This window comes from Pseudomonas sp. P9_31, assembly GCF_034008235.1.
Classification (GTDB): domain Bacteria; phylum Pseudomonadota; class Gammaproteobacteria; order Pseudomonadales; family Pseudomonadaceae; genus Aquipseudomonas.
In genome coordinates this window covers 2,630,681-2,644,180 of record NZ_CP125375.1, presented here as the reverse complement: position 1 = coordinate 2,644,180, position 13,500 = coordinate 2,630,681, and the positions used below count along the sequence as shown (strand labels likewise).

Here is a 13,500-nt window from a genome sequence, read left to right as displayed (position 1 = left end):
ATGATCATTCCCACGCTCTGCGTGGGAATGCAGCCCGGGACGCTCCGCGTCCCAAAGCGGACGCGGAGCGTCCATTGAGGCATTCCCACGCAGAGCGTGGGAACGAGAGAGGCCAAGCCATGTCCGACATTCTCTGGCAACCCGGCACCGAGCGCATCGGCAAGACCCGCATGGAGGCCTTCCGGCGCTTCATCAATCAGCGACATACCCTTGGGATCGCCGACTACCCTGCCCTGCACCAATGGAGCATCGACCAGCGGGAAGCCTTCTGGCAGGCGATCGTCGACTTCTTCGACATTCGCTTTCACGATCAACCGGACGCTGTGCTGATCGAGGGCGCACAAATGCCCAGCGCCCAGTGGTTCCCTGGCGCCACGCTAAACTTCGCCGAACACCTGCTGCGCCGTCGCGACGATGCCGTGGCGGTAGTGGTCATCGGCGAAAACGGCCAACGGGAACAACTGACCTGGGCTGAACTGGCGAGCCATGTCGCAGGTTTTCAAAACGGCCTGAAAGCCGCCGGTGTCGGCCTCGGCGACCGTGTGGCTGCGTGCATGCCGAACACCTGGCAAACCCTGGTGGCGATGCTTGGCACCACCAGTCTGGGCGCGATCTGGTCCTGTTCTTCACCCGACTTCGGCACCCACGGGGTGATCGATCGCTTCGGCCAGATCGAGCCGAAAGTGCTGATCACCTGCGCCGGGTACCGCTACGCCGGCAAAGAGATCGACCAGACCACCAAGGTCAATGAAATCCTCGGACAACTGCCGTCCTTGCAGCAGTTGATCGTCGTGCCTTACGCACGACCCGAGGCGCGCATCGAGGACTTCCATAGCCAGGCCAACGTCACGCTGTGGGACGATTTCTACGAGCCTGGCGGCGAGCCGCAATTCGTTCCCGTGCCCTTCGCTCATCCGCTGTACATCCTCTATTCCAGCGGCACCACCGGCGTGCCGAAGTGCATTGTTCACAGTACCGGTGGCGTACTGCTGCAACACGTCAAGGAACATGGCCTGCACACCGATCTCGGCGCCGGCGACCGCTTGTTCTACTACACCACCTGCGGCTGGATGATGTGGAACTGGCTGGTTTCGGCCCTTGCTGTCGGCAGCGCTGTGGTGCTGTACGACGGCTCGCCATTTCATCCAGGTCCGGAGCGTTTGATCGACCTGATCGACGATGAACGCATCAATGTCTTCGGCACCAGCCCCAAGTTCCTCACCGCGCTGGAAAGCAATGGCGTGAAGCCATGCGAAAGTCATGACCTGAGCAGCCTGAAAACCGTGCTGTCCACCGGTTCCGCGCTGTCGCCGCAAAGCTTCGATTACGTCTACCGTGCGTTCAAGCCCGACCTGTGCCTGTCTTCGATGTCCGGCGGCACCGACATCGTTTCGTGCTTTGTGATCGGCAATCCGGTGCTGCCGGTACGCCGTGGCGAGATGCAGTGCAAGAGCCTGGGCATGGCGGTCGAAGTGTGGAACGACGCCGGGCAACCTGTGATCGGGGAAAAAGGTGAACTGGTGTGCACCCGACACTTTCCAGCGATGCCCATCGGCTTATGGCATGACCCTGACGGGGAGAAGCTGCGAAAGTCCTATTTCAGCCTGTTCCCCGGCGTCTGGGCCCAAGGCGATTACGCCGAGCAACTGCCTCACGGCGGCATGCTAATCCACGGCCGCTCCGACGCGGTGCTCAACCCCGGCGGCGTACGCATCGGCACGGCGGAAATCTACCGTCAGGTGGAGAAAGTCCCGCAGGTGCTGGACAGCGTAGCCATCGGTCAGCAATGGCAGGATGACGTGCGAGTGGTGCTGTTTGTGAAGTTGCGTGACGGTGTCGAGCTGGACGAAGCCCTGCAACAACAGATTCGTCAGGTTATCCGCGCCAACACCACACCACGGCATGTACCGGCGAAGATTGTCGCGGTGACGGACATTCCGCGGACCATCAGCGGCAAGGTGGTCGAGCTGGCGGTGAGGAATGTGGTGCATGGCCAGAAGGTGAAGAACACCGATGCACTGGCCAATCCCGAAGCGCTGGAGCAGTTTCGCGACCGCCCCGAATTGAGCGATTGAAACGTAGATCCCCTGTGGGAACGAGCCTGCTCGCGAAGACGATTTCACATTCAACATTGATGTTGGCTGATAGACCGCTTTCGCGAGCAAGCCCGCTCCCACATTTGATCGTCGTTGCCGGCATTAGTCCACCAAACCCCATTCACCCGGCGGTGTATGGGGCCCGGGCGTGGCCTCGGCGTGCATTTTCAGGCGCAGGCGCAAGTTGTTCACCGAGTCCGCATGTTTCAGCGCCTCTGCCTCATCGATCGCGCCCTCGGCAAACAGCGCGAACAGTGCCCCGTCAAACGTCTGCATCCCCGCCTCCGAAGACTTCTCCATGATCCCCTTGAGCTCGCCAAACTCGTTGCGCCGGATCAGGTCGCCGATAGTCGGCGTGCCCACCATCACTTCCACCGCTGCCCGGCGTTGCCCATCGCGGGTGCGCACCAAACGCTGGGAAACAAACGCCTTGAGGTTGTTACCCAGGTCGTTGAGCAACTGCCCACGGCGCTCTTCGGGAAAGAAATTGATCACCCGATCCAACGCCTGATTGGCGTTATGCGCATGCAAGGTGGAAATCACCAGATGACCGGTATCGGCAAACGCCAGCGCGTGCTCCATGGTTTCGCGGTCTCGGATCTCGCCGATCAGCACCACGTCCGGTGCCTGGCGCAGGGTATTTTTCAACGCAGCATGAAAACTGCGGGTATCGACGCCAACCTCACGCTGATTGACGATAGACTTCTTGTGCCGATGGATGAACTCGACCGGGTCTTCGATGGTGATGATATGGCCGCTGCTGTGGCGATTGCGGTAATCGATCAGCGCCGCCAGCGAGGTCGACTTACCCGAACCGGTCGAACCGACGAACAGTATCAGCCCCTGTTTGAGCATCACGGTTTCGAGCAGCACTGGCGGCAGCTTGAGGTCTTCAAAACGTGGAATGTCGAGTTTGATGTTGCGCGCCACAATCGACACATCATTGCGCTGCTTGAAGATACTGAGCCGGAAACGCCCGACCCCGGGCAGGGAAAGCGCCAGGTTCATTTCCAGGTCCCGATCGAACTCCAGGCGCTGTTCGGCGTCCATGATGGACGCGGCAATAGCCGCCACTTCTCCCGGCTTGAACGGTTGATCAGTCAGGGGTTTGAGCACACCGTCAAATTTCGCGCTGGGTGGCGCGCCCGTGGACAGGTAAAGATCGGAGCCATTGCGGCTGGCCAGAATTTGCAACAGTGCATCGATTTCCATGGCAAAAAACACCCGCGAAGCATTCAATTGAAAAAATGACCCAAAACGGGTCATCCAGCGTCTACAGCCCTGCAAGGATAGTAGACGCCGCCACACTGACTCACGCGCAGGACATGTTGATGAACGCACCACCAAACGCCAGCGATGCCCAGGCCCTGATTGCCCGACTGGACTGGACAAGCAACCCGCTGGGCGCCGCCGATCACTGGCCGCAGAGCCTGCGCACCGCCGTGGATATCGTTATTCATTCACCGATGCCGATGCTGTTACTGTGGGGCCCGCAGCTCACCCAGATCTACAACGACGGCTTCGCCTTCCTCGCCGGCAGCAAACACCCTCACGCTTTCGGACAGCCGACACACCTGATCTGGCCTGAACTCAAAGACTTTACCGACCCGATTTACAGCGCCGTCCTACAGGGCCAGGTGCGAACCTACAGCGAACAGCGCTTTACCTTGCAGCGCGACGGGCGAGATTCCGACTTCTGGCTGGATTTGACCTACAGCCCCATTCGCAATGAAAGCGCCGAGGTTGCCGGGATTCTGGTCACGGCCATCGAAACCAACGAACGCCGCCGCATCGCTCTGGAACTTGAGCAACGCTCCGCCGCCAGCCTCAAGGCCCAGCAGGAAACCGAGCAGCGCCTACAACTGGCGCTGGCCGCCACCGATGCCGTCGGCACTTGGGACTGGGACATCGGCGAAGACCGTTTCATCGCCGACGCCCATTTCGCCCAATTGCATGGCATCGACCCGACCATGGCCAGCCAGTTGCCCATCAGCGATTACCTCCACGGCGTACACCCGCAAGACCGCGCGATGATTGCCCGCAGCATCAAGCACTGCATCACCCATGGCAGCGAATACGCCGAGGAATATCGCTTGCTGCAAGCCGACGGCCAGTTGCGCTGGGTGTTTGCCCGAGGCCGTTGCTACAAGGACCACCATGGCCGGCCGATCCGTTTCCTCGGCGCGGCGCTGGACCTGACCGAACGCAAACACATCGAACAGGCCTTGCGCCAGAGCCAGACCGAGCTGCAACTGATCATCAACGCCATGCCGATCCTGATCAGTTATGTGGACAGCGAGGAGCGCTTTCGCCTCAATAATGCCGCCTACCTGGAATGGTACGGCCTGACGCCCCAGGAGCTTTACGGCCGCACCGTCCGTGAAGTGCTGGGCGACGAAGCCTATGCCCTGCGCGCCGAATACATTGCCGAGGCGTTGAAAGGCAAGGCCTGCAGTTTCAGCATCAGCGCCGCGCACCGCGATGGCAGCACCCGCCAGGCCCTGATGAACTACCTGCCACGCCATGGCGCGGACGGCGCGGTGAATGGTTTCTACATCTTCGTGATCGACGAGACCGAGCGCAAACAGACTGAAGAAGCCCTGCGCAACCTCAACGAAACCCTTGAAGAACGTGTGAGCGCCCGCACCCGGCAACTGGCCGAAGCCAACCAGCGGCTGCAGAACGAGATGTTCGAGCGCGAGCGCGCCGAAGACGCCTTGCGGCATGCGCAGAAAATGGAAGCGGTCGGACAGCTCACCGGCGGCATCGCCCATGACTTCAACAACATGCTCACCGGGATCATCGGCAGTCTCGATTTGATGCAACGCTACATCGCCGACGGGCGTGCCGCCGAAATCGGTCGCTTCACCGAGGCCGCGGTGTCCTCGGCCCACCGCGCCGCCGCCTTGACCCATCGCCTGCTGGCGTTCTCCCGGCGTCAGTCGCTGGATCGCAAGCCGCTGAATGCCAATCATCTGGTGCATTCTCTGGAAGACTTGCTCAGCCGGACCAAGGGCGATCACATCGAACTCAGACTGAAGCTGGCCGATGAGGTCTGGCCGGTCAGCACTGACGTCAGTCAACTGGAAAACGCCTTGCTCAACCTCGTCATCAATGCCCGGGATGCGATGCCCGATGGCGGCGAGTTGTTGATCGAAACCGCCAACGTTCACCTCGACGGCAGCGACATCACTCCCCTGGAACCGGTCAGGGCCGGGGATTACCTGATGATTGCCGTCAGCGACAATGGCGCCGGCATGACCCCGTCGGTATTGGCCAAGGCCTTCGACCCGTTCTTCACCACCAAACCTATCGGCCAGGGCACCGGCCTTGGACTGTCGATGATCTATGGTTTCGCCCAGCAATCGGGCGGGCACGTCAGCCTGCACAGCCTGCCGGGCCAGGGCACCTGCGTTCGCCTGTATTTGCCACGGTTGCACGTCGCGGTGCCGGAACCCACGTTGGTGCCGGTCACCGGCGAAACACCGGCAGCGGTTGCCGGTGAAACCGTGGTGTTGGTGGAAGACGATCCGGCGGTGCGCATGCTGGTGCTCGACCTGCTCAATGAACTGGGTTATCACGCCCATGAAGCCGAAGACGCGAAGAGCGCCCTGCCCTTGCTGGAATCCGACCTGCGGGTCGATCTGCTGGTGACCGATGTCGGGCTGCCGGGCATGAACGGTCGGCAACTGGCGGAAATCGCTCGTCAGCACCGCCCGGACCTCAAGGTGCTGTTCATGACCGCTTATGCGGAGAAGGCCACCGAACGCCAGGGTTTTCTGGAGGAAGGCATGGACATGGTGGCCAAACCCTTTTCCATTGACCTGTTGGCCAACAAGATCCGCACGATGATCGGCCAAGCCAGCTGAGTTAAGGCATAATCGCGCGCCCACGCTGGCACCAACATAGCCACCACCGTTGCAAGGTACTGCCAATGAAAGCCCAAGCCCGCCATATTCTGGTGAAAACCTCGGAAGAAGCCGAGCAGCTCAAACAACGCATCGCCAAGGGCGAAGCCTTCGATGTGCTGGCCAAGAAATACTCCACGTGCCCGTCCGGCAAACGCGGCGGGGATCTTGGCGAAGTACGGCCCGGGCAGATGGTCGGGGCGATCGATGCGGTGATCTTCAAAAAACCGCTGCGGGTGGTGCATGGGCCGATCAAGAGCAAGTTCGGCTATCACTTGGTGCAGGTGTTTTACCGGGATTGAGTGGTTGGCTTTAGGGCCTCATCGCGAGCAGGCTCGCTCCCACAAGGTTCGGTGGTGTAGTTGCGATCTTTGGCAACTCACAAATCCAATGTGGGAGCGAGCCTGCTCGCGAACCGATTGCGCAGCAAGCGGCCATCTACCGCTTATCTCGGGATCAGTGCCCCCGGCACTTGAATCACCCGACTCGCCAACCGATGCCCCGCCTCCGCAGCCTCGACCGGGCTGCCGCCCTTGAGCCGACACGCCAGATACGCCGCGCTGAACGAATCCCCCGCCGCCGTGGTGTCCACCACCCGTTCGACCACCTGCGCCGGCACTTCGAACGACTCACCGTCACAGCGAATCAGACACGCCTCGGCACCGCGCTTGAGCACCACTTCAGGCGTGCCCATCTGTTCATAAGCGGCAAACACTGCCGCGCAATCGGAAAAGTGGAACAGCGCTTGCTCGTCATCAACCGTCAGCAACGCCAAATCGATATAGGGCAGAACGCTGCGATAAGCCGCCCGCGCGTCCTCGATCGAGGCCCACAGGCGTGGTCGATAATTGTTGTCGAACACGATCCGCGCATCCCGCTGCCGGGCTTCGATCAGGGTTTCCAGAAGTTTTTCCCGCCCCTGCACACCGAGCACCGCCAGGGTGATGCCGCTGAAATACAACACGTCGTAATCCGGCAGCGCCGCCAGGATCGGCGCGGCCGCCGGGGTGGTGAAGCAATCGCGCACAGCCGCTTCGTTGCGCCAGTAGAGAAAACGCCGCTCGCCGGCCGCGTCGGTCTGGATGCAATACAGGCCGGGCAAGCGACCGGGCAAACGCTGGACCATGCCCAGGCCAATGTTTTCGCTGGCCCAACTCTGGCACATCGCATCGCTGAAACTGTCATCGCCCAGGGCGGTGACGTAATCCACCGTGCCACCATCGCCCAGCTCACGGGCCAGGTAGACCGCGGTGTTCAGGGTATCGCCGCCGAAGCTTTGTTGCAGCGTGCCATCAGCGCGCTGCTGCAATTCGATCATGCATTCGCCAATCAGGGCGATGCGCGGGGTGTTGGGGCCGAGGGGGCTGATGTTATTCATTGTTTTTGTAATCTCTGGTGTTTCTGAGTTGTCTGGTATGGCCCCATCGCGAGCAGGCTCGCTCCCACAGAGGAAACGCATTCCATTGTGGGAGCGAGCCTGCTCGCGATGGCCGCACCTCGGTCCGGAACCTTAAAAACAGGTTTCCATGGTTTCGATGACATTCAGTTGCTCATCCACCAGACACCCAATACGCCACTTGTCGAACGTCAAACACGGGTGCGAAGTACCGAACGAAATGATATCGCCCACCCGCAATTCAACCCCCGGCGCCACGGTCATGAACGCATGCTGGTCCATCACCGCCGTTACCTTGCAGGCACTCACATCATCACCGATCGCCGGCACCACACCGGCCTTGTAACGCAGCAACGGCACCGGCAACCCGGCGTCGTAGGCCACGTCGCGTTTGCCCAGGGCGATCACCGCAAAACCCGGCTCCGGCAACGACTGCACGTGAGCCCAGACTTCCAGCGCCGGGCGCAACCCTTCGTGCAGGTCGCTGCGACGGTCGAGCACACAACATTGCGCTTCTTTGTAAATGCCATGGTCGTGGGCCACGTAACTGCCGGGGCGCAACACGCTGAGGAAACGCCCGCCGGCATTTTGCGCTTCGAACGACTCGGCGATCAGGTCGTACCAGGCCGAACCCGACGCCGTGATGATCGGCTTGGCAATGGCGAACGCGCCGCTGTCCTGCAACTGCACCGCCAGACGCACCAGGGAGGCGGCGAATTCGCGGATGCCACTCACCGCGTGATCGCCATGAATCACCCCTTCGTAGCCCTCGATGCCAGTCAGCGCCAATGCCGGTTGAGCGGCGATAGCCTTGGCCAGCGCCAGCACTTCAGCTTCGGTGCGGCAACCGCAACGACCGCCGACAATGCCGTACTCGATCATCACGTTCAGGCGCACGCCGCGCGAAGCGAAATACGCGCCGAGGTCCGCGACGTTATCCGGGTGATCGACCATGCAATAGAAATCGAAGGTCGGGTCTGCCAACAGATCAGCGATCAGCGCCATGTTCGGCGTGCCGACCAACTGGTTCGCCATCAGCACCCGGCGCACCCCATGGGCGTAAGCCGCATGGGTCTGTGTAGCACTGGCCAAGGTGATGCCCCAGGCACCAGCGTCCAGTTGGCGACGAAACAGCGCCGGGGTCATGCTGGTTTTGCCGTGGGGCGCCAATTCTGCGCCGCTGTTGCTGACGAAGTCCTGCATCCAGCGAATGTTGTGTTCCAGCGCGTCGCGGTGCAGCACCAGCGCCGGCAGGCTGACGTCCCGCACCAGATTGGCGCCGGTTTGGGCGTCGCCCTTCTCCACGGCGGCGGTATTGATGGCAGTAGACATGGTCGATCTCCTCACACACGCGGCCGCAGGCAGCCGCCGTTATTCGTTGATACGCCGGGCGAGACTGTTGGCGCTGTCGATCAACACCCGACGATAGTCGTTGTAATTGTTCTTCGCATCGGCCCGTGGGGCGACGATGCACAGGGTCGCGATGGCCACGCCGTTCGGGTCTTTGACCGGGGCGGCGAAGCAATGGGTAAAGGTGTCGGCGACGCTGTCGAAGGAAAAGAACCCATCGATACCGGCCTGGCGGATTTCTTTGAGAAACCGCTCCAGCGGCAGACGCTCACCGTCGGGCAGAATGAAGTCGTCGGGGTCGATCAAGTCGACGATTTCCTGATCGCTCAGGTGCGCCAGCAGCAGGCGCCCGGACGCGGTCCAGGGGATTGGCGCGTTTTCACCGATGTCCGAGGAAATACGGAAATGCCGCTCGCCCTCCTTCATCAATGCCACGGTGTATTTGCGCCCGTTGAGCAGGCACATCTGCGCGGTTTCGCGGGTCTGGCTGACGATTTCCTGCAAGGCATGATCCGCCTCGCGGGCCAGGTCGAAATGACGCAAGTGCGCCTGCCCGAGGAAGTACAGCTGACGACCGAGGTAAACGTGACCGTCCTTGCCCACGGGCTCGAGGATGCGCCGCTCCAATAAGGACGCGACCAGTTCATAGACCGTGGATTTCGGGCTGCCGATGCCGCTGGCGATTTCATTCGGGCGCAGGGGCTGGCCGATTTCCTTGAGGAAATCGAGGATGTCGAACGCCCGATCCAGACCGCGAGCCCGGCGCTTGATGGTGTCTTCGGTCATGTCTTCAGGTTCCCATTCAAAGTGCCGGGAGTTTACCCAGAGTGCGGTGGCGACCGTTAGGCCGCCTTCGAGGGCAAGCCTGCTCCCACAGGGTTCTATGTGCCGCCACAGATTGCAGGCACATCATCAATCCCTGTGGGAGCGTGGCTTGCCCGCGATGGGCGCGCCGCGGTTCAGGCCTTCTTCTTGTAGGCAATGCAATCAATCTCAACCTTGCAATCGACCATCATGTTCGCCTGTACACAGGCCCGGGCCGGGGCGTGTTCACTTTTGAAGTACTCGGAGAACACCTTGTTGAAACTCCAGAAATCCCGCGGGTCTTCCAGCCACACGCCGGTACGGACCACATCTTCGAGCCCATAACCGGCTTCTTCCAGAATCGCAATCAGATTTTTCATGGTCTGGTGAGTCTGCTCGACAATCCCGCCCACGATGATTTCGCCATCCACCGCCGGCACCTGGCCAGACACGTGCAACCAGCCATCAGCTTCGACGGCACGGGCGAAAGGACGGGGCTGGCCGCCACCGGCGGTGCTGCCGGTGCCGTAACGAGTAATGCTCATGGGTGTTTCTCCTGATTAAAAAAGTGAATGCTTAAAAGCGGGTACTCTTGAGAAATTCTGCCAGTCGCGGCGACTGCGGGCGTTCGAACAATGCCTTGGGTGGCCCCTGCTCTTCGATCCGCCCCTGATTCATGAACACGATCTTGTCCGACACCTCGAAGGCAAAGCGCATTTCGTGGGTCACCAGCAACATGGTCATGCCGTCTTCGGCCAGGCCCTTGATCACGCTCAGCACTTCGCCCACCAGCTCCGGATCGAGGGCCGAGGTGACTTCATCGAACAGCATCAGGCTCGGGTTCATCGCAATCGCCCGGGCAATCGCCACGCGCTGTTGCTGACCGCCAGACAACTGACCGGGGTAATGGTCGCGACGTTCCAGCAGCCCAACCCGCTCCAGCCATTTTTCCGCCAGCGCCACCGCCTCATCCTTGTGCAGCTTTTTGACCTTGAGCAACCCGAGGGTGACGTTCTGCAACGCAGTGAGGTGCGGGAACAGATTGAATTGCTGGAAGGCCATGCCGGTCATGGCCCGATGGCGGGCGATGACTTTTTCCGGGTGGCGCACGCGCTTGCCGTTGACCTCGTCATAACCGATGGATTCGCCGTCGAGCAAAATTTGCCCGCCCTGGAACTCTTCGAGCATGTTCACGCAACGCAGCAGCGTGGTCTTGCCCGAGCCGCTGGAGCCGATCAGCGTGACCACGTTGCCGCGCTGCATGGTCAGGTCGACGCCCTTGAGCACTTCGAGCTGGCCGTATTGTTTGTGCAGGCCGCGGATGTCCAGCAGCGCTTGATTCTGTGTCGAGACTTGAGCTTGAGTCATGGCAAGGCCACCCGCTTTTCAATGTGCCGGCCGAGTAATTCGATGGCGTAGTTGATGACGAAAAACAGCAATCCGGCGAACAGGTAAAACTCCAGGGTCATGAACGTCCGGGCGATGATCTGCTGGGTGCTGAGCAGCAGCTCGGCGACGCCGATCACCGACAACAAGGTCGACGCCTTGACGATCTCGGTGGACGAGTTGACCCAGGTCGGCAGAATCTGCCGCAGCGCCTGGGGCAACAACACGTAGCCCAGCGCCTGGTAAAACGTCAGGCCGATGGCCTTGCTCGCTTCCATCTGACCTCTGGGCAGCGCCTGCAACGCACCGCGCACAATCTCCGCAACGTGGGAGCCGCAGAACAGTGTCAGCCCCAGGGTGCCGGCCCCGAATGCGCTGATTTGCCAGCCCAATGCCGGCGCCATGTAGAAGCAGGCCAACACCAATACAAACACTGGCGTGCCGCGAATGATGTCGACGTAAAACCGGAACGGCGCGCGCATCCAGAACGTGCCATAGGTGAGCACTAAACCTGCAACGATGCCGACCAGCGTGCCCAGCAAAATCGCCAGCGCCGAGCACTGCACACTGGTCACAAAGCCCTGCCACAGGACGTCCCGCGCCACCCATAACTCATGCAACCAGCTGGGGGATTCGTACATGGGGGCCTCCTATCGGCGAATCGCCAGACGCTGCTCGAGGTAACGCAGCATCATGGCAATGAGGTAACAGGCCGCAACATAGAGCGCTGTGGTCACCAGCCAGGTTTCAATCACCCGGTAGCTCTCGACATTGATCTTGCGCGCGTAATAGGTCAGCTCCGGCACGGCAATCGCCGCCGCCAGCGAGGTGTCCTTGAACAGCGAAATGAAGTTGTTCGACAGGGCCGGCAGCACATTGCGCAGCATCACCGGCACGGTGATGTACGCCTTGACCTGCCACTCACCGAGCCCGATGGCCAGGCCGGCTTCACGTAGCCCCTTGGGAATGCTCAACAGACCACCGCGAAACACTTCGGTCAGGTACGCCCCGGCATACAGCGACAGGGTGATGATGAACGACGGGATCTTGTCCAGACGAATGCCCAGGCTCGGCAACGCGAAGTAGATCAACAGGATCAACACCAGAATCGGCGTATTACGGATCACCGTCACATACACCGACGCCAGCCCCCGCAATGCGCGGTGCTTCGACAGCAAAGCAAACGCCATCAGCAGGCCGATCACGCAGCCGATGGCGATCGACACCAGCGCCAGTTCAAGCCCCAGACCGAGCCCCGCCAGCAAGGTGTCGAAATCGCGCCAGACGGCGGCAAAATTCAACTGATAGTTCATGGTCAGCAGTACCTTGAGCGGGACGCGTTATCGGCGCCCCGCTCTCACGGGATCATTTGTATTCGACGGGGAAACCGATGGCTGGGGTCGGCAAATCGACACCGAACCACTGTTTGAACGACGCCGCATAAGTCGGGAACTCAACGCCCGTCATGCCTTCATGCAGGACGGTGTTGACGAAGTTCAGCCAGTCCTGATCGCCGCGTTTGACGGCGCATGCATAGGTTTGTGGGCTCCAGGCATAAGCCGGGCTGCGATAGCGACCAGGGTTCTGCACCATCAGGTATTTCACCGATGACTGATCGGTGGCCGCCGCGTCGGCACGGCCGGAGTTCACCGCCTGATACATCAAGTCCACGCTGTCGTATTGATCGACCTTGGCCTTGGGCAGCGCCTGATGCACCAGTTCTTCGGCGTACACGTTCTGCAGCACCGCCACGATCACACCGTCACCGGCAGCTTTCAGGTCGTCGATTTCCTTGTATTTGCTGTTGGCCGGCAACAGCAGACCCACGCCTTCGCGGTAGTACGGCAGGGTGAACGCCACTTGCTGTGCGCGGCTGGCGGTCACAGTGATGAACTGGCAACTCATGTCGACCTTGTCGGTCAGCAGATTCGGGATCCGCGCATCGGACGACTGCACCACGAACTCGACCTTGCTCGGGTCGTTGAACAACCCTTTGGCTACCATCCGCGCGATATCAATATCAAACCCCTGCAACTTGCCATCCGCTCCCTGGAAGTGCCACGGCGCATTGGTACTGCCCGTGCCCACGATCAACTTCCCACGGGCCAGCACGCTGTCGAGCTTGCTGTCTGCCGCTTGGGCGACACCCACGACAGCGGCCGAAGCCACGAGAAAGAAAACACACGCTTTGAACAAGGAAGGTCGGCGATGCATGGCAAGCACTCCAGGGTCATGTTTATTCCGCTATACCGGAACCAGGTATGTAACAACGGAATAGACAGCAGAAAGTGTGCCACAGGTTGTGGGCGGAATGCCGGGGGGATTGGAATGTGTTTTGAATCAAATGGATGCGCATGAGCGCGAAAAAGGCGTTACGAAATGCACAGCTGAATGAACGCTACCGTTGGCTACAACGTACGGGTACTTGCACCACAGTTGAAGGCGTAGCGATTCAAAATAAGGCAAGAAGACCGAACCCACCTGTATTTTCTGCCAGTAGACCCACTTGCTCGCCTCCTTTAACGTCAACAGGCCTTCGATTGTCTTTGAAAAGGAGATT

The 13,500-nt window shown here is 60.5% G+C and carries 12 protein-coding genes; 3 read left to right on the top strand and 9 right to left on the bottom strand.

Annotated features, from left to right (window positions below):
* The first annotated feature begins 119 nt into the window (after nucleotides 1-119).
* Entirely contained in the window at nucleotides 120-2,075 is a 1,956-nt protein-coding gene (locus QMK51_RS11805) for an acetoacetate--CoA ligase (protein WP_320394140.1), read from the top strand.
* Nucleotides 2,076-2,198: 123 nt separating this feature from the next.
* Here the strand turns inward: QMK51_RS11805 and QMK51_RS11800 are convergent, their stop codons facing one another.
* Complete coding sequence (locus tag QMK51_RS11800; protein ID WP_320394139.1) at nucleotides 2,199-3,308, bottom strand: PilT/PilU family type 4a pilus ATPase; 1,110 nt, start codon at nucleotides 3,306-3,308, stop codon at nucleotides 2,199-2,201.
* A gap of 119 nt (nucleotides 3,309-3,427) precedes the next feature.
* Between QMK51_RS11800 and QMK51_RS11795 the strand changes: the two genes are divergently transcribed.
* Nucleotides 3,428-5,965: a PAS domain S-box protein gene (locus QMK51_RS11795; RefSeq protein WP_320394138.1), complete on the top strand. Its 2,538-nt coding sequence runs from the start codon at nucleotides 3,428-3,430 to the stop codon at nucleotides 5,963-5,965.
* Between the two features lie 65 nt (nucleotides 5,966-6,030).
* Complete coding sequence (locus QMK51_RS11790; protein WP_007933743.1) at nucleotides 6,031-6,306, top strand: peptidylprolyl isomerase; 276 nt, start codon at nucleotides 6,031-6,033, stop codon at nucleotides 6,304-6,306.
* 143 nt (nucleotides 6,307-6,449) lie between these two features.
* Here QMK51_RS11790 and QMK51_RS11785 read toward each other — a convergent pair whose 3' ends face one another.
* The 8 genes from QMK51_RS11785 to QMK51_RS11750 form a co-directional block, all read right to left on the bottom strand.
* Nucleotides 6,450-7,382 carry a sugar kinase gene (locus QMK51_RS11785; RefSeq protein ID WP_320394137.1) on the bottom strand — a complete coding sequence of 311 codons (933 nt, stop codon included), beginning with the start codon at nucleotides 7,380-7,382 and terminating at the stop codon, nucleotides 6,450-6,452.
* A gap of 132 nt (nucleotides 7,383-7,514) precedes the next feature.
* Nucleotides 7,515-8,732 (bottom strand): amino acid deaminase, encoded by a 1,218-nt coding sequence (locus QMK51_RS11780; protein ID WP_320394136.1) that lies wholly within the window; start codon nucleotides 8,730-8,732, stop codon nucleotides 7,515-7,517.
* Between the two features lie 39 nt (nucleotides 8,733-8,771).
* On the bottom strand, nucleotides 8,772-9,536 hold the full coding sequence (locus tag QMK51_RS11775) for an IclR family transcriptional regulator (protein WP_320394135.1): 765 nt from the start codon (nucleotides 9,534-9,536) through the stop codon (nucleotides 8,772-8,774).
* Nucleotides 9,537-9,709: 173 nt separating this feature from the next.
* Complete coding sequence (locus tag QMK51_RS11770; RefSeq protein WP_018927658.1) at nucleotides 9,710-10,099, bottom strand: RidA family protein; 390 nt, start codon at nucleotides 10,097-10,099, stop codon at nucleotides 9,710-9,712.
* A 31-nt stretch (nucleotides 10,100-10,130) separates the two neighbouring features.
* The gene (locus QMK51_RS11765) at nucleotides 10,131-10,922 is read right to left on the bottom strand and encodes an amino acid ABC transporter ATP-binding protein (protein ID WP_320394134.1); all 792 of its coding nucleotides are present in this window, start codon (nucleotides 10,920-10,922) and stop codon (nucleotides 10,131-10,133) included.
* The gene (locus QMK51_RS11760) at nucleotides 10,919-11,581 is read right to left on the bottom strand and encodes an amino acid ABC transporter permease (protein ID WP_320394133.1); all 663 of its coding nucleotides are present in this window, start codon (nucleotides 11,579-11,581) and stop codon (nucleotides 10,919-10,921) included. Before QMK51_RS11760 ends, QMK51_RS11765 begins: the two co-directional genes overlap by 4 nt.
* A 9-nt stretch (nucleotides 11,582-11,590) precedes the next feature.
* On the bottom strand, nucleotides 11,591-12,253 hold the full coding sequence (locus QMK51_RS11755) for an amino acid ABC transporter permease (RefSeq protein ID WP_018927655.1): 663 nt from the start codon (nucleotides 12,251-12,253) through the stop codon (nucleotides 11,591-11,593).
* Nucleotides 12,254-12,305: 52 nt separating this feature from the next.
* The gene (locus QMK51_RS11750) at nucleotides 12,306-13,154 is read right to left on the bottom strand and encodes a transporter substrate-binding domain-containing protein (protein ID WP_320394132.1); all 849 of its coding nucleotides are present in this window, start codon (nucleotides 13,152-13,154) and stop codon (nucleotides 12,306-12,308) included.
* Nucleotides 13,155-13,500 lie beyond the last annotated feature (346 nt).

What these genes read in the sequence shown, in the direction of transcription:
- QMK51_RS11780 (WP_320394136.1), bottom strand. Translation starts at nt 8,732, where the DNA reads ATGTCTACTGCCATCAATACCGCCGCCGTGGAGAAGGGCGACGCCCAA.
- QMK51_RS11765 (WP_320394134.1), bottom strand. Translation starts at nt 10,922, where the DNA reads ATGACTCAAGCTCAAGTCTCGACACAGAATCAAGCGCTGCTGGACATC.
- QMK51_RS11755 (WP_018927655.1), bottom strand. Translation starts at nt 12,253, where the DNA reads ATGAACTATCAGTTGAATTTTGCCGCCGTCTGGCGCGATTTCGACACC.
- QMK51_RS11795 (WP_320394138.1), top strand. Translation starts at nt 3,428, where the DNA reads ATGAACGCACCACCAAACGCCAGCGATGCCCAGGCCCTGATTGCCCGA.
- QMK51_RS11770 (WP_018927658.1), bottom strand. Translation starts at nt 10,099, where the DNA reads ATGAGCATTACTCGTTACGGCACCGGCAGCACCGCCGGTGGCGGCCAG.
- QMK51_RS11800 (WP_320394139.1), bottom strand. Translation starts at nt 3,308, where the DNA reads ATGGAAATCGATGCACTGTTGCAAATTCTGGCCAGCCGCAATGGCTCC.
- QMK51_RS11790 (WP_007933743.1), top strand. Translation starts at nt 6,031, where the DNA reads ATGAAAGCCCAAGCCCGCCATATTCTGGTGAAAACCTCGGAAGAAGCC.
- QMK51_RS11785 (WP_320394137.1), bottom strand. Translation starts at nt 7,382, where the DNA reads ATGAATAACATCAGCCCCCTCGGCCCCAACACCCCGCGCATCGCCCTG.
- QMK51_RS11775 (WP_320394135.1), bottom strand. Translation starts at nt 9,536, where the DNA reads ATGACCGAAGACACCATCAAGCGCCGGGCTCGCGGTCTGGATCGGGCG.
- QMK51_RS11750 (WP_320394132.1), bottom strand. Translation starts at nt 13,154, where the DNA reads ATGCATCGCCGACCTTCCTTGTTCAAAGCGTGTGTTTTCTTTCTCGTG.
- QMK51_RS11760 (WP_320394133.1), bottom strand. Translation starts at nt 11,581, where the DNA reads ATGTACGAATCCCCCAGCTGGTTGCATGAGTTATGGGTGGCGCGGGAC.
- QMK51_RS11805 (WP_320394140.1), top strand. Translation starts at nt 120, where the DNA reads ATGTCCGACATTCTCTGGCAACCCGGCACCGAGCGCATCGGCAAGACC.